15 protein-coding genes and 1 tRNA gene are annotated in these 19,280 nt (G+C 44.7%); 11 read left to right on the top strand and 5 right to left on the bottom strand.

Translation table 11 applies throughout. The annotated features are described in order from the left end of the window. The first annotated feature begins 218 nt into the window (after positions 1-218). Positions 219-782: a hypothetical protein gene (locus I3248_RS10955; RefSeq protein ID WP_238063754.1), complete on the top strand. Its 564-nt coding sequence runs from the start codon at positions 219-221 to the stop codon at positions 780-782. A 189-nt stretch (positions 783-971) separates the two neighbouring features. Here I3248_RS10955 and I3248_RS10960 read toward each other — a convergent pair whose 3' ends face one another. Then, entirely contained in the window at positions 972-1,901 is a 930-nt protein-coding gene (locus I3248_RS10960; protein WP_238063755.1) for a bile acid:sodium symporter family protein, read from the bottom strand. 209 nt (positions 1,902-2,110) lie between these two features. Further along, positions 2,111-5,869, bottom strand: coding sequence for a methionine synthase (gene metH, locus I3248_RS10965; protein WP_238063756.1), 3,759 nt, complete (start codon positions 5,867-5,869; stop codon positions 2,111-2,113). A 575-nt stretch (positions 5,870-6,444) separates the two neighbouring features. Here metH and I3248_RS10970 point away from each other — a divergent pair. Then, a complete protein-coding gene (locus tag I3248_RS10970) occupies positions 6,445-6,999 on the top strand; it encodes a fasciclin domain-containing protein (protein ID WP_238063757.1) in 555 nt (184 codons plus the stop codon). A 395-nt stretch (positions 7,000-7,394) separates the two neighbouring features. Continuing rightward, on the top strand, positions 7,395-8,015 hold the full coding sequence (locus I3248_RS10975; protein ID WP_025644484.1) for a fasciclin domain-containing protein: 621 nt from the start codon (positions 7,395-7,397) through the stop codon (positions 8,013-8,015). 226 nt (positions 8,016-8,241) lie between these two features. Here the strand turns inward: I3248_RS10975 and I3248_RS10980 are convergent, their stop codons facing one another. Further along, positions 8,242-9,807 (bottom strand): alanine/glycine:cation symporter family protein, encoded by a 1,566-nt coding sequence (locus tag I3248_RS10980; protein ID WP_238063758.1) that lies wholly within the window; start codon positions 9,805-9,807, stop codon positions 8,242-8,244. Positions 9,808-10,556: 749 nt separating this feature from the next. Between I3248_RS10980 and I3248_RS10985 the strand changes: the two genes are divergently transcribed. From I3248_RS10985 to I3248_RS11000, 4 genes are all read left to right on the top strand, one after another. Next, entirely contained in the window at positions 10,557-11,186 is a 630-nt protein-coding gene (locus I3248_RS10985; protein WP_238063759.1) for a LemA family protein, read from the top strand. A gap of 48 nt (positions 11,187-11,234) precedes the next feature. Further along, on the top strand, positions 11,235-12,398 hold the full coding sequence (locus tag I3248_RS10990) for a TPM domain-containing protein (RefSeq protein ID WP_238063760.1): 1,164 nt from the start codon (positions 11,235-11,237) through the stop codon (positions 12,396-12,398). Positions 12,399-12,486: 88 nt separating this feature from the next. Then, positions 12,487-13,011 carry a TPM domain-containing protein gene (locus tag I3248_RS10995; protein WP_025644474.1) on the top strand — a complete coding sequence of 175 codons (525 nt, stop codon included), beginning with the start codon at positions 12,487-12,489 and terminating at the stop codon, positions 13,009-13,011. Between the two features lie 48 nt (positions 13,012-13,059). Then, entirely contained in the window at positions 13,060-14,061 is a 1,002-nt protein-coding gene (locus I3248_RS11000) for an adenosine deaminase (RefSeq protein WP_238063761.1), read from the top strand. A gap of 58 nt (positions 14,062-14,119) precedes the next feature. On the opposite strand, the gene I3248_RS11005 is transcribed toward I3248_RS11000, so the two are convergent. Next, positions 14,120-14,914 carry an NAD-dependent deacylase gene (locus I3248_RS11005; RefSeq protein ID WP_238063763.1) on the bottom strand — a complete coding sequence of 265 codons (795 nt, stop codon included), beginning with the start codon at positions 14,912-14,914 and terminating at the stop codon, positions 14,120-14,122. Positions 14,915-14,982: 68 nt separating this feature from the next. Here I3248_RS11005 and I3248_RS11010 point away from each other — a divergent pair, with 68 nt between their 5' ends. Further along, on the top strand, positions 14,983-15,336 hold the full coding sequence (locus I3248_RS11010; RefSeq protein ID WP_238063764.1) for a hypothetical protein: 354 nt from the start codon (positions 14,983-14,985) through the stop codon (positions 15,334-15,336). Between the two features lie 676 nt (positions 15,337-16,012). On the opposite strand, the gene I3248_RS11015 is transcribed toward I3248_RS11010, so the two are convergent. Then, positions 16,013-16,089: transfer RNA gene (locus tag I3248_RS11015), tRNA-Arg, on the bottom strand. A 317-nt stretch (positions 16,090-16,406) separates the two neighbouring features. Here I3248_RS11015 and I3248_RS11020 point away from each other — a divergent pair. The 3 genes from I3248_RS11020 to I3248_RS11030 all read left to right on the top strand — a co-directional run bounded on the left by I3248_RS11020 (position 16,407) and on the right by I3248_RS11030 (position 19,189). After that, positions 16,407-17,075, top strand: coding sequence for a c-type cytochrome (locus I3248_RS11020; protein WP_238063767.1), 669 nt, complete (start codon positions 16,407-16,409; stop codon positions 17,073-17,075). A gap of 345 nt (positions 17,076-17,420) precedes the next feature. Further along, the gene (locus I3248_RS11025) at positions 17,421-18,383 is read left to right on the top strand and encodes an ABC transporter ATP-binding protein (RefSeq protein ID WP_201558924.1); all 963 of its coding nucleotides are present in this window, start codon (positions 17,421-17,423) and stop codon (positions 18,381-18,383) included. Positions 18,384-18,415: 32 nt separating this feature from the next. Then, positions 18,416-19,189 carry an ABC transporter permease gene (locus tag I3248_RS11030; RefSeq protein ID WP_201611358.1) on the top strand — a complete coding sequence of 258 codons (774 nt, stop codon included), beginning with the start codon at positions 18,416-18,418 and terminating at the stop codon, positions 19,187-19,189. Positions 19,190-19,280 lie beyond the last annotated feature (91 nt).

Below are 19,280 nucleotides of genomic sequence, written 5' to 3' on the forward strand. Positions count from 1 at the left end.
GTAGAGTTCAATAATATACGTTGTGTCTTACAACTACTTTTGCAAGAGGTCTATTTGTTTGGTTGATTTTTCTATTTTTTATAACCTCGCTTGCGTCGCAATTCTCCAATAACCAATTTATAATAGCTTGGTCTAAGTTACATAGATTCTTTCTATATGTATTTTTTTATAATAAAAAATTATTTAATTTATCTAAAAGAGGCGATACCAAGAGCTATGTGTTTATTCTAGTAACTGATGATGTTATTTATAAAAAAATCAGTTTAAAACCTTTGCCTAAGATAACAAATATAAATATTCAGGGATCAACTTTTAAAAAATCAAATTTAAAAAAAATGTGCAGAAAGATAATAAATAAAATTGAAGTAATTAACGCTGGTATTGGCAAAAATAATAGTATTAAGCTTATTAATAAAGATATAAATAAATTAGAAAAGGCAACAGGATCAGAAAGTCTTAGAAAGTTTAATACTCAGTATACTTTGCATGCTTTATTACTATTTATGATGCTGGGTTTTATTTTATATAATTTAAATCATACACTTGTAGTTGTTGACAAAGGATACCAAGAAGCACAAGTACGATTTGACTGTACTGTTGAAGGTAAGAAGAACTGCTACAAATTCAGTAAAATAGATTTAGAAAGTTCTCAAACTTGGTATTTAACAGATATCTGTATACGAAGTAGCTGTCTTACATTTAATGAAAAAAAGGAGGTAAGATTTGTAGATATGGTAGGTAAAGAGTTTGATATGAGGAAAGTCAATATTCGAGAGCATTAGATAAAAATCTAACAGCATTTTAATAGATAAACGATTTTTGAAGTAATAAAGCTAATGGCAGGACTGGCTATAAAAGCCAACCCTACGAATTCAAATTTAACCATGTCTCAGCCGTCTTTATATTCTAATTTTCATTCTCAATACTAACCTTAATTTCTTCTACTAAGCCCCAAACAACAAAACCCCTACTTACTTAGCATCTCTCTTCGCAAAAATATTCGCAACCAACGCCCCACTAAAGTTATGCCAGACACTAAATATCGCACTCGGCAGGGCAGCGACAGGGTTGAAATAAGTCGCGGCAAGGGCAGCGCCCAGACCAGAGTTTTGCATGCCCACTTCCACCATGATGGCGCGGCGCTGTCTCTCCGTAAATCCAGACAAGCGCGCGATCACATATCCCAAAGTATAACCCAGCATATTGTGCAGAGCAACGACGACAAAGACGATGGCACCACTATCTAAGATGGTCGCTTTAGACACCGCGACTACGGCTGCGATGATAGTAGAGATACCCAATACCGACACCATCGGCAGTACTTCGGTGACGAACGCGATTTTTTTACCTAAAAACTTATGAAAGATAACACCCAGTAAGATAGGCAGGATGACGATTTTAGTGATCGTCATCATCATGCTAGCCAAATCAATATCGATCAGCTGACCCGCAAACACGTTTAACAGGATAGGCGTCAAAAAAGGCGCAAGTAGGGTAGAAATAGAAGTAATCGCTACACTTAGCGCGACATCGCCTTTTGCCAAGAATGTAATCACGTTACTAGACGTACCGCCAGGGCAGCAACCTACCAAGATGACACCGACCGCGATTAAAGGGTCAAGGTTAAAGATGACGGTTAATAGGTAAGCAATCAACGGCATGAGCGTGAACTGTGCCAACAGTCCGACCAGTACAGGCTTGGGGCGTTTGACAATCTCTAAGAAATCTTCTGTTTTGAGCGTCATACCCATACCAAACATAATAATGCCAAGAATTGGGACAATCAAAAATGCCAACGAGGCAAAAAATGTAGGAAACACAAACCCTAAAATAGCACTGACCAATGCCCAGATTGCAAACGTTTTGCCAATCCAACTAGAGAGTAATGCAATCTGATTCATAGCCTGTCTCACAACGATAAAAGGGATAAAATAGACAATAATTTAACATGGTTATTGGCAGCGAATGATAAAAGTATTTTGTGATACGTGCAGCGATAAGTTTGCTGAGAGCAGACAGAAGAGGACACAATAAAAAGGCTTAATCATGTTAAATGAATAAGCCAAAAAATAGCGATAAATGATCTAGGCGTTAACTGAGTTGTATGTTCTTACAAATTCGGATTTAACCACTTCTCAGCCGTCTTTATATCCCACTCTTTACGTTTGGCATAATCCTCTAACTGATCACGGCCGATTTTACCGACATTGAAGTACTCACTCTCCGGGTGCGAGTAGTAGAAACCACTGACTGAGGACGCAGGCCACATTGCAAAGCTTTCGGTGAGCGTTGTACCGATAGCGCTGGTCGTACCGAGCCAATCGAACAATTTGCCTTTTTCGGTATGCTCAGGGCAAGCCGGATAGCCCGGCGCTGGTCGGATACCGACGTATTTTTCTTTAATCAGCTCATCATTGGTGAGGGTCTCATCAGCCTGATAGCCCCAGTAGTCTTTGCGGATGCGCTCATGCAAATGCTCGGCAAAGGCTTCGGCTAAGCGGTCAGATAGTGCCTGCACCATAATGGCGTTATAGTCATCGCCTGCCGCTTTGTACTGCTCAGCGAGATCTTCTGTCCCAACGATGGAGACGGTAAAGCCGCCGATATAATCGTTAGAGTCCTGTAACGGCGAGATAAAGTCGGCGAGGCTAAAGTTTGGCTTGCCGCTGGCTTTATCAGACTGCTGGCGCAGATGCTCAAAGGTATGCGTTGGTTGGCCACCATCTGTAGGCGATTTGTCATAAACGCTAATCGTATCTGCGCCGGTGCGTTTGGCTGGAACAATTTTAAACACCCCTTTAGCGGTGATTAGCTTTTCATCAATCATTTTTTGCATCAGGTTCTTGGCGTTATCGAACAGATCACGCGCGGCTTCACCAACCACCTCATCTTGCAAGATTTTTGGATACTTACCTGCCAGACCCCAAGAGATAAAGAACGGCGTCCAGTCGATATAAGGGAGCAGCTTATCGATAGGGTAGTCGTCCAATATCACCTGACCAAGTGTATTCGGCACAGGCGGGGTATAGTTGTCCCAATCGTATTGAAAACCACCCTCAACTGATTCAGCATAAGTCAGCTTCGCCGCTTTGGGTTGACGCTTGGCCAGACGCTCGCGCACTTTGATATACTCTTCGCGGGTCTCATCGATGAGACTTTGACGGTTGTCTTTGGAGAGCAGCTTAGTCACCACGCCAACCGAGCGCGAGGCGTCCGCCACGTAGATGACTGCATCATTATTATATTGCGGCTCGACTTTGACCGCGGTATGCGCTTTGGAGGTTGTTGCGCCGCCGATCATCAAGGGTAGGGTCATACCGCGCTCTTGCATTTGCTTAGCGACATAGACCATCTCATCGAGACTCGGGGTAATCAGGCCCGATAGGCCGATGATATCGACTTTCTCTTTGATAGCGGTATCGAGAATCGTCTCGCACGGCACCATCACGCCCAGATCAAGGATGTCGTAGCCATTACAGCCGAGGACCACGCCGACGATGTTTTTACCGATATCATGGACGTCGCCCTTGACCGTCGCCATCAAGATTTTACCTTTGACTTCGCCCTCGACTTTTTCTGCTTCGATGTACGGGTTTAGCCACGCGACGGACTGCTTCATGACACGAGCAGATTTTACCACTTGCGGCAAGAACATTTTACCCGCACCGAATAGATCACCGACGATATTCATACCGTCCATGAGTGGCCCTTCGATGACCTCTAGCGGTTTGGGGTATTTCTCCCAGGCCTCCTTGGTATCAGCGTCGATAAAGGTAGTGATGCCTTTGACTAGCGCATGAGCGATACGCTCTTCTACTGTGCCTTCGCGCCAGCTCATATCGACAGTGCTGTCTTTTTTCTTACCGTCGTTTTGGAAGTTTTCAGCGACGCTCATTAGGCGTTCAGTCGCATCTTGGCCACTCTCACCTTGATTGCGATTGAGCATGACGTCCTCAATCGCATCGCGAGCTTCCTTGGGGATATCGTCGTATATCTCTAACATTGAGGGGTTGACGATACCCATGGTTAGACCGTTTTGAATGGCGTGGTAGAGAAAGACCGAGTTGATGGCTTCACGAATCGGGTTGCCACGGAAGCTAAACGACACGTTGGAGACGCCGCCTGAGACCATCGCGTTCGGTAGGTTTTCCGTGATCCAGCGCGTGGCATTGATAAAGTCCGCGCCGTAGTTGTTATGCTCGATGATACCCGTGGCGACCGCAAAGATATTGGGGTCAAAGATGATGTCCTCGCTAGGGAAGCCCACTTCGTTGACCAGTACATCGTAGCTGCGTTTAGATATCTCGATTTTGCGCTCGTAGGTGTCAGCCTGTCCGTCTTCATCGAATGCCATGACGATAATGGCAGCGCCGTAGCGCATACATAATTTGGCGCGCTCAACGAACTCAGCATGACCTTCTTTTAGCGAGATGGAGTTAACAACAGATTTACCTTGCGTACGCTTGAGGCCTTCTTCGATGATGTCCCATTTAGACGAGTCAATCATGAGGGGCACACGGCTGATATCCGGCTCACCCGAAACTAAGTTGACGAAGTGAATCATCGCTTGTTTGGAGTCGAGCATGCCCTCGTCCATATTGATATCGACGATTTGCGCGCCGCCCTCGACCTGATCGCGCGCGACATCGAGCGCTTCGGTATAAGCTTCGGTTTTTATCAAGCGCAGAAACTTCTTGGAGCCTGTGACGTTGGTACGCTCACCGACGTTGACGAACAAGCTATCAGGCGTGATATTAAATGGCTCAAGCCCAGACAGACGGCAGGCAGGCGCAATCTCTGGGATGGCTCGCGGCGGATAGTTCGCCACCATCTCTGCGATTAGGCGGATATGCTCAGGAGTAGTACCACAGCAGCCGCCAACGATGTTTAAGATTCCCGCTTTGGCAAAGCCTTCCAATAGCGCCGTAGTTTCTTCGGCGGTTTCATCATATTCACCGAACTCGTTTGGCAAGCCGGCGTTTGGATGGGCTGAGACATATGTGTTAGCAATGTTTGAGAGTGTTTGAATATGCGGACGCAGTGCATCCGCGCCAAGCGCACAGTTAAAGCCAACTGATAGCGGCTTGGCATGACGTACTGAGTTATAAAACGCCTCAGCCGTTTGACCTGATAACGTACGGCCTGAGGCATCAGTAATGGTGCCCGAAATCATAATCGGCAGCTCAAAGCCAATATCTTCGAACACACCCGTGATGGCAAATATCGCCGCCTTGGCATTGAGCGTATCAAAGATTGTCTCAATCAAAATAAGATCGACGCCGCCTTCTATCAAGCACAAGGTTGCTTCACGGTAGTTTAGGACCAACTCATCAAAGGTAATGTTACGAAAGGCAGGGTCATTGACATCAGGTGATATCGAGCACGTGCGTGAGGTTGGCCCCACCACACCGGCGACAAACCGCGGCTTATCAGGGTTCTTTGCGGTGAAGGTATCCGCAGTCTTACGTGCTATCTGCGCTGCGGTCTTGTTCAGCTCTGGCACCAGATATTCCATATCGTAGTCGGCCATCGATAGCCGTGTACCGTTAAAGCTATTGGTCTCAATAATATCAGCGCCAGCGGCTAGGTGGTCATGATGGATATCGGTAATCATCTGCGGCTGACTCAGCACGAGCAGATCGTTATTACCGCGCACATCTTGCTCGATATCGGCAAAACGCTCACCGCGATAATCTTCTTCTTCCAATTTGTAAGTCTGAATCTGCGTGCCCATCGCACCATCAAGCATCAAGATACGCTTGGTCATCTCAGCTTCGATACGCGCGCGAGCCGTGAGCTGTTGGTCTTTATAAGGGAATACTTCAGGCGGTGTTAGCACAAAATCATTAGTCGTGGTTTTTGAAGTCATAGGAGAAGCACTTATATCATGAAGTCTAAAAGAAAAGAGTAGCGGTCTAATAAAAGTAAATGTAGGCATATTAACATGAAAAGTAAACTACTCATGGATCACTTAAGCGCAGTTTCTATGACTTTAATTGTCTACAGAGTCAATAAAAAGATATAGGTGCCTGTTTCGTTCAACTGTCTCTCAAGGTATTCGCTAGATAAGCGAGTGCTAAATAAAACGGTTTTGAATAGATATTATTTCGACTCTTGATATTGTTTCTCAATATTAATGGTTATGTCGACAAAATTTCATAATGAAATGAGTGCTTTAGCATCTGCCTAAAAATTGAGCAAAAATTACACTGGCATTACAAAAAGTAGCGTAACAACAGATTTATACAGAAATTCTATATGTTAATTTAATTTCAGAAGGATTGTTCTTACATAAGGTTTTCTTATAAATCAGCAACCATTAGATCTTTGATTCTAATTTTGTTTCTGATTTAGTTGCTAGGACATTTTATGACAGTGCACCTTTTACTAAAGCAAGCCAACTCCTAGCTATTAGGAGATACTTCACAATTAAAGGATATAATTATGAAAATGACTAAACTAGTAACTATCGGTGCGCTAGCAGTATCTATGGCAGGTCTTTCGGCCTGTAATAACATTATGCCAGCCAAAACTGCTCCCATGAAAGCGCCTGTAACTACGCAAAATATGGCAAAAATGAATGTTGTACAAGTGGCTCAGAGCGACGCTAACTTCTCGATACTTGTAGAAGCGGTGCAAGCAGCAGGGCTAGCAGGTATGTTATCTGACCCTAATGCTAACTATACGATATTTGCTCCAACCAATGACGCTTTTGCGCAAGCACTAACAGAGACTGGTATGACGAAAGCTCAGCTATTTGCCAATAAGCCATTACTAAAAAAGATATTAGCTTACCATGTGGTCAGCAGTGATATGCCTATGTATGCCAAAAACGTTATGCCAGGCAATGTTACGACCGCCAGTAACGATACGCTAGTCGTTACCCCGCAAAAAATGCTAATGGATGAAAACGGACGTATGGCGACTATTATTAAGACTGATATCGCAGCAACGAATGGTGTGGTACATGTCATCGATAAAGTGCTACTGCCAGAATAAGCGGTTTACCCGAACCGTTTAACGTAAGCGCTGATTTTTATAATTGGCCTAGTTTAACCGCCGATGAACCTTGGTAAGGTGATTACTTCAGGTTCATCATTAGTATTTAATAACCAAATACGTGAGAGCTGTATTCTTTTACTAAGTTGGCGGTTATCTGTAAGTCGATTGGATTTTTAGATATAAAACGACAATACCGACAATAAGCCTAAACTTCATATCATTACCTATACCTGCACATCATTACCTATACATAGTACTGGCCATTTGATGTGTTACTCTCAAACTTGAATTGCTATCGTTAATTAAGACAGCAAGTATTATGCAATTAGCTATGTTTAGTCATGAACGTTATTCATAGCACCCTTTATATATTAACTAGAAAGGATACTATTATGTTAAAGAAGACACTACTATCTCTAGCGGTCGCCACTTCTGCCTTGACGCTAGCAGCCTGTAACGACACAGAAACGGTTGCTGATCCAGTAGAGCCAGAAGTGACTACGACTGAAGTCACTGAAACAGAGGTGATGGTTGATCCTGCTGCTGAAACCGATCCAATGGTTACTGAAGATCCCATGATGGACACCATGGCGACTCAGTCCATTGCGGAAATCGCAGCAGATAACGAGAACTTAACCATTCTCACCGCCGCCTTACAGTCAGCAGGCTTAGATACTATGTTGATGGACGCAGGGGAGTATACGGTATTTGCACCTACTGATGATGCTTTTGTACCAGTACTAGATGCGTTAGGCGTTACCAAAGAAGAGCTATTAGCGAATACTGAGTTATTAAACGAAGTACTTCCTTATCACGTTGTCCCTATGGTAGTTACTGCTACTGAAATCCCGTATGGTACGGATATCGAGACTGCTAATGGTGAGACAATCTCTATCAGCGACGCTAACATTATCACTGATGCGACGGGTAACACAGCAAATATCACTGGAACTGATATCATGGCGACTAATGGTGTGGTCCATACTATCGATACAGTACTTATGCCTGAATAGTCTCTAGCAGACCTTAAGCAAGTTTTTCAAATTTTTATAGTGCAACTGTATTTAAAGAAGTCGTTTAAAGAAGCTATTTGAAAAAGCTCAGCCTTTGAGGCTGAGCTTTTTTATGTGTTAATCAAGAGAAAAATAAAAAGTAGCCATAAAAAAAACTCGCAACCTAAGCTGCGAGTTTCTATAAATAGGACGTTTATTCTTTCTTAAAGCGGTCTTTGATTAGAGTCTAAACTCTAGGATCTTTACGCAGACCTGCTTCTTGGTTCTTTAATGCCACTTCAGCGGCATGACGATCTTCCCAATAAGTTGCGTTTTTGATACCGAACTTCTTAGGATCAAAGACGAATCTATTAGCAGTCGTACCACCACCAGCTTTGAGCTGAGCCTCGTAATCACGCAGGATATCGATAGCAGGGCGTGCCACAAAGAAGATAATGATAATACCAACGATGTTGAGCCATGCCATCAGACCAACGCCGACATCGCCAAGTCCCCAGATAAAGCCTGAGCTGTTGAGCGCGCCGTAAGCTACCATAAACATGATAACGAGCTTCACGATAAACTGACCTGTCTTACTCGCGCCTTTACCCATTGAGCGGGTCAGGTATGAGATATTGACTTCCGCGATATAGTAGTACGCCAAGATAGTGGTGAAGGCAAAGAAGAATACCGCAACAGCAATGAAGGTATCACCGAAAGTACCGTAGACTGACTCCATTGCCATCTGAGTAAATGATGGCGAGCTTATCTCAACGTCAGCTGCGACGTTTTGTACGATGAACTGACCATCAGCCAACTCACCTTGGATGTTGTACATGCCAGTTGATAAAATCATAAAGGCAGTAGCAGAACAAACGAGCAAGGTGTCGACATAGACTGAGAATGCCTGTACCAAGCCCTGCTGCGCTGGATGGTCAACCGCTGCAGCTGATGCTGCGTGTGGGCCTGTACCCTGACCGGCTTCGTTCGAGTAAATACCGCGCTTCACGCCCCAACCGATAGCAGCACCAAAACCAGCTTGTGCGGTAAAGGCATCACCGACGATCATACCGAATACTTGCGGGATCATGCTAAAGTTAGTGAACATGATAAGTAGCGCTAGGATGATATATCCTAAAGCCATAAAAGGAACTGCGTATTCAGTAAAGGTTGCAATACGCTTGATACCACCGAAGATGATAAAGCCTAGAACCACTAGAATGATAGCTAAAGCGATTAGACGAGTGGAGCCTGTGTCTATGCCCATAAAGTTCATCGCTGACCCTTCGCCTGCGACCTGTGCGACAGCATTAATAACGCCGTTAGCCTGTACGCCTGGTAGGAACACCCCACACGCAACGATCGACGCAATGGCGAATAAAATACCGTACCATTTTTGGCCAAGTGCGCGCTCAAAGTAGTAAGCGGGACCACCGCGATACTCGCCAGTGACGACGTCGCGCTCTTTATAAATCTGACCTAAAGTAGACTCGACATAAGCCGTTGATGCGCCCAAGAAGGCGACAATCCACATCCAGAATACCGCACCTGGGCCACCGAAACCGATAGCGGCTGCGACCCCGGCAATATTACCCATACCGACGCGGCCTGCCAGTGATACGGCTAGTGCCTGAAACGATGAAATACCATCATTATCAGGTTTACCCTTAAATAATAGTCTTAACATCTCGCCGAATAAACGCACTTGCACAAAGCGCGTCATTATAGAATAAAAAAGCCCGGCGCCTAGGCATAAATATACCAGCGCTGGGCTCCAAATAATGTCATTTGCTAAACCAACTAAACTTTCCATATCTATATTCCTCAAACGTCCTCAGTAGCGTATCGATAATGATAGAAGCCGCAGCGTGATAGTGATACAAGCTATCTTGGGCTTCTATTGAACGTCCTACTGAGTATGAGTTTCTTGTGTTTACCCGCGCGGCTCATCGCTTCATTCCATGAATACTTTTTTGTAACGTTCCAACAAACCATGAGCTGCGGTGCAATTCCATTTGCCGCCTTAGTCATTACACGATAGTAATATCTTTATGTCATAATGACTTAAAAAATATCATAGGATAGTTTTTTAAAACATTATGCTAAGTCGATAATTAGTTTATTAGTACTGACAGTTAGCGTAATCACTATATGCCAAAATCAGACTTTGTAACAGACTATCTCTATCTAGTATTAAATCTACTACTAAATGTATGCTAACCGTACGGCTGCGTAACAGCAATTTGCCATATTTTTTGGTAAATTACTAGATATTTCTCACCTCATAACCTTTTTTTTGCTTATATAACTTAAAAGGCAATTTAAGTTTAGTTCTAGGATTAGAGTTAAATAAAGGTTGTCGAATTAAGATTTTGATTTCTTGCAAGGTAGGCAGCTACTAGTTTGCGGTTGTGTTTTGGTAACGGTCAATTGTAAAACCGCTATGATGTTGCCATTATTAGCAGCATAGACTTAGGCTGCCTACATACCGCCTTAAGAAACGCTATATGTAGCGGTCTATAAGTTTGACTCATTATGAGATTATTATTTGGAGATATATCAATGGCACGACAATCTATTACTAAGCCCTTATCTTTTGTTAAACCCTTATTATTGTCAGCGGTATTAGCGACCTCAGCGGTGAGTCTAAGCGGTTGTGATTATAACAATCTGCAATCACAAGATGAGCAAGTCACTGCTTCTTGGTCAGAGGTGGTCAACCAATATCAGCGCCGTGAGGATCTGGTGCCAAACTTGGTCAATGTGGTCAAGCAGTATGCTGAGCAAGAGCAAGAGGTCTTCACACAAGTGGCGCAGGCGCGCTCACAAGCGGGCGGAATCACCGTGACCCCAGAGCTGCTTAATGACCCAGAAGCAATGGAGCGTTATGCAGAAGCCCAGTCGCAGATGACCGGCGCACTATCACGTCTTATGGCAGTGTCCGAGCGCTATCCGGATTTAAAGTCTGATGCACTATTCCAAGACCTACAAGCGCAGTTAGAAGGTACGGAGAATCGTATCGCGGTTGCTCGTAACCGCTATATCCAAGAAGTGCAAGGCTATAATACCACCGTGCGCCAGTTCCCGACCAATATTACGGCTAAAGTGTTTGGCATGGAGACTAAGCCAAACTTTACGGTAGCTAATGAAGACGCTATCTCTACCGCGCCTGAAGTTGATTTTGGTGAATAGTTTTTAGCAGGTCATTATTTGAAAAAAACATTAGGTAAGATAGATCAGATGAGTAACTCTAGAGCAATCGTAACCGCCGTATTATTGGCCCTTAGCACCGCGAGCACTTCTGCGCTGTCTGCCGCGCAGAATGAGGTCGCTGTGGCTAGCGCTGACGGGGATGTGCAGAATCAACGCAGCGTTGAAGACTTAGTCGCTATTGCAAAAGCGGGTGAGTCCAATGAAGCGATCAATGATGCGGTGCTCGGTAATGAGGCGATCAACGACGCTATATTAGGTAACGATGCTATCAACCCTAATGCTAATAGCAATGCCGCTAATCCAAATCAAGCGAACAATCAGCCGCCTATACGCTCTACTGCTACCGGCGTTGATGCAGATAAGCTTATTCTCAACAGTCCAATCGTCGATCAAGCTAATATCCTGAACCCCCAACAAAAACAGCGTCTAGAGGCACAGCTGCAAGGCATCTATCGTCAGGGGCTTGCGCAAGCGGCTATTGTCATTGTACCAACGACTGGCGGCGTACCTATCTTCGACTACTCTTTGCAAGCCGCTGAAAAATGGCAATTGGGCGAGGCTGATACCGATGATGGACTTTTGATACTAGTGGCGGTGAACGATCGTGATATGTATATTCAGTCGGGTTATGGGTTAGAAGGAGTACTACCAGATGCTGCTCTCAACCGTATCATTCGTGAAGATATCACCCCTTACTTTAAGCAAAACGATTATGGCGCTGGACTACTAGCGGGCTTAGATAAAATCGAACAGCGCCTAACTGCCGATCCAGAGATCTTGGCCCGCGCCGATGCGCAAGCAGAAGCGCGCCGCGCTGAGCAAGGTTCAGATGAGGTGCCATCGCCTATTTTCTTATTCATTATGGCGATGATATTCGGTAGCTTTATTACTAATATATTTGGCCGTGTGCTCGGCTCTATTCTGACCGCAGGCGGGTTTTTTGCCGGTTCTTTGGCTTTAGGCGGCGGTTTCTTTATGACCGTCATTATGGCTATATTTATATGGCTATTCTTAATCTCTCGCGGCTCAGGCGGCGGTGGCCGTGGTGGACGCGGCGGCGGCGGCGGTATGATATTCTTACCCGGTCTTGGCGGTGGTAGCGGCGGCTTCGGCGGCGGTGGTTTTGGTGGCGGCGGCTTCGGCGGTGGCGGTGGCGGCTTCGGTGGCGGCGGCGCTGGCGGCTCTTGGTAGCCTGCGCGCTATTCATCTAGCCGCGCCTAATTCCTAATTGAGTCAGTATTTATTCATAGAGCAATAGTATATTTGAGGATAAACAAGCATGGTCCAAGATAACTCGTCGCAGGCAAGTTTCGCTCGCTTATGGCGTCAGGTCGCATTTGTACCCGTGCTACATAGTAGGTGGTTGACGCCTGAAGCTCGTGCACGTCTGACGGCAAAAGTAACTGAAGCTGAGATCGGTCATCGCGGTGAGGTATTCTTGATTATAGAAAATGCCTTACCAATACAGTCCGCTTATCATATGGATGCGCGTGCGCGTGCTGTAGACCTCTTCAGCGACTACCGCGTTTGGGATACCGAAGAGAACACTGGCGTCTTAGTCTATGTCAACATCTGTGAGCAAAGCTTAGATATCATTGCTGATCGCGGTATCAGTGCTCATGTTAGCCCAACTGTGTGGCGAGCGATGTGTGATAAGGCGGTCGCCGGTATCGCTAGTAAAAAAGTCGAGGAGAGTCTAGCTGATTTGCTTGATGAGATTGGGCAGCTGCTGCGCCAATACTACCATCTCGAGCATGACCCTGCTGGTAATGAGCTATCCGATGGGGTAGTTTTTTTGAAGTAAGGCATAAATATTAGAACGTATAAAAGAGCGCATAATAAAGGTAAAACAATGATTGAGCTGATAAAAAGACTACCAAAAGCGGAGCTGCATTTACATATTGAAGGTTCGCTTGAGCCAGAGTTGATGTTTAGGCTAGCGAAGAAGAATGACGTGACTATTCCTTATGAGACTGTAGATGAAGTACGCGCCGCTTATAACTTTAGCGATTTGCAGAGCTTTTTAGATATTTATTATGCTGGGGCTAAGGTGTTAATTACGGAAGAGGATTTTTATGATCTGACTTGGGCTTATATGCTGCAGTGCGTGGAAAATAATATTGTTCATACTGAGATATTTTTCGATCCGCAAACCCATACCGAAAGAGGTATTGAGTTTGCAACGGTCATCGGTGGTATCAAAAGAGCGCTTAGCGATGCCAAGGAGCAGTACGGTATTACCTCCGCTATTATCATGTGCTTTTTGCGGCATTTGTCTGAACAAGAAGCCTTTGAGACCTTCGAGCAAGCCTTAGCGTACAAAGACGATATCATCGGTGTCGGTCTCGACTCAGCTGAGATAGGTAACCCGCCGGCCAAGTTTGAAGCGGTATTCAAACGCGCCAAAGCAGAAGGCTTCAAGCTTGTTGCTCATGCTGGTGAGGAAGCGGACTTTAGCTACATCAATGAGGCTCTAGACTTACTAGCGATTGAGCGAATTGATCACGGCGTACAATCGATCAATAGCCCAGAGCTGATGCAGCGTCTAAAACAAGAGCAAATACCGCTTACTGTCTGCCCGAATTCTAATATTGAGCTTAAGGTATTTGACGATTATCCGCAGCACAATATCAAGGAGCTGCTCGATTATGGCCTAAATGTCAGTGTCAACTCTGACGATCCGGCTTATTTTAAAGGCTATATTAATCAAAACTTTATTAATCTTTATGAGCATATCGACTTATCGGCAGACGACATGATAACTTTAGTCAAAAACTCCTTTAAATCGGCATTTATCAGCGAGGAGCTAAAGCAAGCGTATCTAGATAAAGTAGATGCTGCTGTAAATAGCTAATAACGCTTATAACTAATAATGTAGATAGCAAATCATATTTAGCTCGTACCTTAATACACTACTTATCTGTTTTGTCTGTTAGTTGAGTAATCAATACTGGCATTACTGCGCCTGCTTTAGCTGCTAGTGTGATGTCGACTACCGTGCTTGGCGTAGGGTTGGGATTGACCTCGATGATCTTGGCACCGTTTTGCTTCGCCAATTGCGCAAGACCTGCAGCTGGATAGACGAGGCTTGAGGTACCGATACTCATAAAGACATCGCAATTCGCTGCCGCCTCTTCAGCCATTTGCCAAGCAGCAGCCGGTAGCGCCTCACCAAACCAGACGATATCAGGGCGAATATAACCGCCGCAGTGCGGGCAAGTGATGAGCTGCTCATCAAAATCAAGCGGCTTGTCTTTGGCATTATCCTCATAAACGCTATCGCACTGGCTACAGCGATTTTTCCACAGATGACCATGCAAATGAATAGCGTCGCTGCCTGCTTGCTCATGTAAGTCATCGACGTTTTGGGTGATTAAGGTAATATGCTGACCTAATGATGAGCTTGCGGCTTGCCACTGCGCTAAGGCTTGATGCGCGGGGTTGGGCGCTTTATCATGCACCAACTGCCGACGCCACTGATACCACGACCAGACCAGCTTAGGATCGCGCGCAAACGCGATAGGACTGGCTAGATCTTCGGCGCGAAACTTCTCCCATAAGCCGGTTTGCTTATCTCGGAACGTCGGAATACCACTTTCGGCTGAAATGCCGGCCCCTGTCAAAATGCAAATGCGCTTGGCGGACTGCAATAATAGCGCCGCTTGTTCAACTTGTCCTATTAACTCCACTGATAATTCTGCTACCATAACTGAACCCTCATTCTCTAACGTTTACTCGTCTAAACTCAATTCAATAACGATGGATGTCTCCCTTTATGATAGACGGAATATGGTGGCTTGTCATACTCGTAAGTGTAGCCGTTGGACTATGGCTACTGGCCAAGGCGCGTGGTGCCAAAGCGGCGAATGGCGCCAGTACTAATGAGCTACCCAAGAACGACCCACTGCAAAAGACTGCAGCCTTAGTCAAAAGGATTTTTCCTGAGTATCAAGTCAGCCGCAAAGCCAAGCATCTACTCATCAGCCGTCAAGGTAAAAAAGTCGCGATGATTACTATTGATAAGAGTCTTGCTGCCGGTGCGCGCAGATTAGGTGAAGTGCCGATTATGAATTATCACCGCGTGCCTAGTCGCGATGTGTTGACGGCTCATTTAGCAGACGCAGAGTAGAGTGAAGCTAGATTTAGCGTTAACTCAACCTAGCTCTTTTTATAAGCTCCATAATTTATTTGTTTTACTAACTAATTATTAGTTATATTTTAATATTTCTATACAATGAAGATTAAATAAAATATATTAGAGTGACAGGGCGCCTTTGCTCTATATAAAGAGAGTTCTTTATGAGTAATATTCGCTTTTTCTCGTATTCGCTTGCAGTGTTTAGTTTGATTACTTTACTAGCTGCTATTCTTATTATCAGAATCGTTTATTAAAAATAACGAAGTAACAAGACAAGCAATGCCTTGAGTAAAAACATATGAACACAGCAACAGTAAACCGATATATTTTGTATGATTAATAATAAGACTAAAAGCCTTTAAGAGGGCTTTTTTTATGCCTATAAATCGTGCAGTCTTGAGCGCATCTGATGCGACTTGCAACGACGTTATACTTAGACGTTATGCTTAAATAATAAGCGCAGTTGTCTTATGTTTGCTGCTATTTTACAGCGATAGAATCTTGGTTTAAGTGATACTAGAGCTAGAGATTGCACTGAACTATAAGCGGAATGCGTAATAGTGATACGTATTAGAGGCTTATTGATAGTACTGAGGGATTTACTATAAAGAAAAGCGTCAGCCGTTAAGCCAAAAGCGCAATCTTAGGAAGGGCGAAATACGATGATTGGTGCGCTCGGCGGGAATCGAACCCACGACCCTCGGCTTCGGAAACCGATACTCTATCCAACTGAGCTACGAGCGCTTGTCTAAAAATAAAGACCGCTTAGTCTAACAAATAAAAGCAGCAAAGCCAACGATTGATGCGGCGCTTTATGCTTTTTTGCGAAAAAACAGCATAGTCAGTAAACAGGCATGGCAATTTACCCGCCTTTTCCCTTATAATGTTAGGGAGAATTCATACTGATAAATAATCACCGATGACAAGTGCGCCTGCATATAGAATAATCATGCCTGCTGCCCAACAGCGAACTCGAGAATTATCAAAGTTATGCTGTCATAAGGGTAAGGCGTCAGCTATTCAACGCCGCCACTTGTCTACGTAATAAGAGAACGTGACGAATGAGAAAAGTAGTGATGTTATCGGCAGCTGCCATTCTAGGAATCGCTAGTATCGCTGTGAGCCAAGCTGAAGAAATAGTGGATACGCCTGTAAGCGTCTCTGATGTAGAAGAAGCGCAGGAAGTGGTAGAAAACGCACCGCAAGTATTGGGTGATGACACCCAAGCAGCAGCTGATACCACCGAAGAAGTGGCTGAGGGTGATGCGGCAATGGCTGAGGACGACACGGCGGCTGACGAAACGGCGCAAGCGGCAGCGACCTCTGCTGTTGAAGAAGAGCCAATCCCTGAAGATACACCGCAAGTACAAAAGCTAATCGCGTTATACCCAAATCTCATTGCTCGTATTCAGCCTGTCGGCAACATCTGCTATGAAGGCGAGACTTGTAACGTTACGACTCGCGCTGCTACCCCTGCAGCAGGTGACGGCCCTCGTGATGGTGCAACGGTCTACAATGCCGTATGCCAGACTTGTCACGCATCTGGCCTATTAGGCTCGCCTATGTTAGGTGATGCTGGTGCTTGGGGACCGCGTATCGCCAAAGGTGAAGCGACTTTATATGATCATGCCATCAACGGCTTTAATGCTATGCCTGCTAAAGGTGGTGCTTCTATCCCTGACGAAGAAGTCGAAAACGCAGTGGATTATATGATTGCCGAAGCAAGTTAAATGATTGCCGAAGCAAGTTAAATGATTGCCGAAGCAAGTTAAGCTGCTGTAACGCTATTATATAAGTGATGCTTAACCAGTAACCAACTTACAATTAATCAGCAGTCGTTTTTTGAATGAGCGTCTATTTCATAAGTTGAGATAGGCGTTTTTTTAGCGCGTAATATTGCAAGTTTGGCAATGATTAAATTTATTAATACTGTAGTTAAGACTTTCCCCTTAAAACTCAGTTGAAATACCTGTAGATTAGCCTCACTTAGACAGCTTGCAGCAATGATGATAAAGCAATCTTATAGAAATACAAAAACGTCATAAACCATTTATAGAATCAATAAAGAGGTCTTCATGTCTGAGGTACCAGCACTTGAGATTAAAAACTTGTCCAAGACTTATGATAATGGCTTTTCAGCTCTAAAAGGGGCCAATCTGACTGTGCCGCAAGGTGGGTTTTTTGCGTTGCTTGGGCCTAATGGTGCTGGCAAGTCGACGATGATTGGTATTATCAGCTCACTGTTTAAGCCAACGACCGGCAGTGTAGAGATCTTTGGCACCGATTTATTAGCCAATCCTTCAGTCGCTAAGCAGTACCTTGGCGTGGTGCCGCAAGAGTTTAATTTCAATATGTTTGAAAAAGTTGGCGATATCTTGATCACCCAAGCAGGCTACTTCGGTATACCAGCGAGCGAAGCTAAGCCGCGTGCCAAACGCTTGCTAACAGCTTTGGGATTATGGGATAAACGCGGTAGTAAAGCGCGTGAGCTCTCAGGGGGTATGAAGCGGCGTTTGATGATTGCTCGCGCGCTGATTCATAAGCCAAAGCTGTTAATTCTTGATGAGCCGACAGCGGGTGTCGATATTGAGCTGCGCCGCTCTATGTGGGAATTTATGCAGCAGATCAACGTTGAAGAAAACACTACGATTATTTTGACTACGCATTATCTAGAGGAAGCGGAACAGCTGTGTAAGCGTATCGCTATCTTAGATCATGGTGAAATACGCATTAACACTGAGATGAAAGACTTACTCGGGCAACTATCAGTTGAGACCTTTGTCTTAGACTTAACAAAACCGCTGACAGAGTCTTTGGTTATTGAGCAAGTCACTGATATTGCGCAGCCCGATGAGATGACTTTGGAGGTCACATTAACCCAAGGCGAGACTCTAAACTGTGTGTTTGAGCAGTTAACAGAGCGCGATATTGATGTCGCAAGTATGCGTAATAAGTCGAATCGATTAGAAGAGCTATTTATGCGTTTGGTGGAGCAAAATATTCAGAGTGCAGATAGTATGAAGGAGGCAGGACTATGAGAGAGCCCGTCGTTGTAGATCCGAATAAGTCTATGTCTTGGAGCAAAAAATGGATCGCTTTTAAGACCATCTTATTAAAAGAGATCCGCCGCATCTTGCGTATTTGGCCGCAGACTCTATTACCTCCTGTCATCACTATGACTCTATACTTTATCATCTTTGGGCGCATGATTGGCGATCGAGTGGGCGAGATGGGCGGCGTGCCTTATATGCAGTTCATCGTCCCAGGCCTTATCATGATGGCGGTGATTACCAATAGCTATTCAAACGTAGTCTCAAGCTTTTTTAGTGCTAAGTTTACTGCCAGTATCGAAGAGCTACTAGTATCGCCCGTCTCTAAGCATGCGATTCTGACGGGTTATGTCAGCGGCGGTATCTTTCGCGGGCTAGTGATTGCCTTTATTGTCTCTATCGTGGCGCTGTTCTTTACCGATTTGGGGATTGAGCATTTATTTGTCACTATCTTTACGGTACTTGGCACGTCTATCTTATTCTCGTTAGGCGGCTTTATTAACGCGGTATTTGCACGCTCGTTCGATGATATCTCCATCATTCCAAGCTTTGTATTGACGCCATTGACCTTTTTGGGTGGGGTGTTTTATTCGATGGAAGATTTGTCGAGCTTTTGGCAAAACGTCTCGCTATTGAACCCGATTGTCTATATGGTCAACTCATTCCGTTACGGTATCTTGGGTTACTCTGACGTCAACGTTTGGTATTCGATGGCGGCTATTTTTGTCTTTTGCGTGGTGTTCTATGTCATCTCTTATCGCTTGCTCAGTAACGGCTCACGGATTCGCTTGTAGCTTGAGTTACGATAGTTCGTTTTTAATCAGTCACGTTTAGGGCGTGTTGAACATTCGCAAATAGGCACTGCTGATCGCTAAAATTGTTCCA

Origin of the sequence: Psychrobacter sp. Ps3, assembly GCF_022129275.1 — a bacterium.
Classification (GTDB): domain Bacteria; phylum Pseudomonadota; class Gammaproteobacteria; order Pseudomonadales; family Moraxellaceae; genus Psychrobacter; species Psychrobacter submarinus.

Excerpts from the sequence above, each read along its gene's own strand:
- I3248_RS10960 (WP_238063755.1), bottom strand. The coding sequence starts at position 1,901 with ATGAATCAGATTGCATTACTCTCTAGTTGGATTGGCAAAACGTTTGCA.
- I3248_RS11000 (WP_238063761.1), top strand. The coding sequence starts at position 13,060 with ATGATTGAGCTGATAAAAAGACTACCAAAAGCGGAGCTGCATTTACAT.
- metH (WP_238063756.1), bottom strand. The coding sequence starts at position 5,869 with ATGACTTCAAAAACCACGACTAATGATTTTGTGCTAACACCGCCTGAA.
- I3248_RS11025 (WP_201558924.1), top strand. The coding sequence starts at position 17,421 with ATGTCTGAGGTACCAGCACTTGAGATTAAAAACTTGTCCAAGACTTAT.
- I3248_RS10980 (WP_238063758.1), bottom strand. The coding sequence starts at position 9,807 with ATGGAAAGTTTAGTTGGTTTAGCAAATGACATTATTTGGAGCCCAGCG.
- I3248_RS10975 (WP_025644484.1), top strand. The coding sequence starts at position 7,395 with ATGTTAAAGAAGACACTACTATCTCTAGCGGTCGCCACTTCTGCCTTG.
- I3248_RS11005 (WP_238063763.1), bottom strand. The coding sequence starts at position 14,914 with ATGGTAGCAGAATTATCAGTGGAGTTAATAGGACAAGTTGAACAAGCG.
- I3248_RS11020 (WP_238063767.1), top strand. The coding sequence starts at position 16,407 with ATGAGAAAAGTAGTGATGTTATCGGCAGCTGCCATTCTAGGAATCGCT.
- I3248_RS11010 (WP_238063764.1), top strand. The coding sequence starts at position 14,983 with ATGATAGACGGAATATGGTGGCTTGTCATACTCGTAAGTGTAGCCGTT.
- I3248_RS10970 (WP_238063757.1), top strand. The coding sequence starts at position 6,445 with ATGAAAATGACTAAACTAGTAACTATCGGTGCGCTAGCAGTATCTATG.
- I3248_RS11030 (WP_201611358.1), top strand. The coding sequence starts at position 18,416 with ATGTCTTGGAGCAAAAAATGGATCGCTTTTAAGACCATCTTATTAAAA.
- I3248_RS10985 (WP_238063759.1), top strand. The coding sequence starts at position 10,557 with ATGGCACGACAATCTATTACTAAGCCCTTATCTTTTGTTAAACCCTTA.
- I3248_RS10995 (WP_025644474.1), top strand. The coding sequence starts at position 12,487 with ATGGTCCAAGATAACTCGTCGCAGGCAAGTTTCGCTCGCTTATGGCGT.
- I3248_RS10990 (WP_238063760.1), top strand. The coding sequence starts at position 11,235 with ATGAGTAACTCTAGAGCAATCGTAACCGCCGTATTATTGGCCCTTAGC.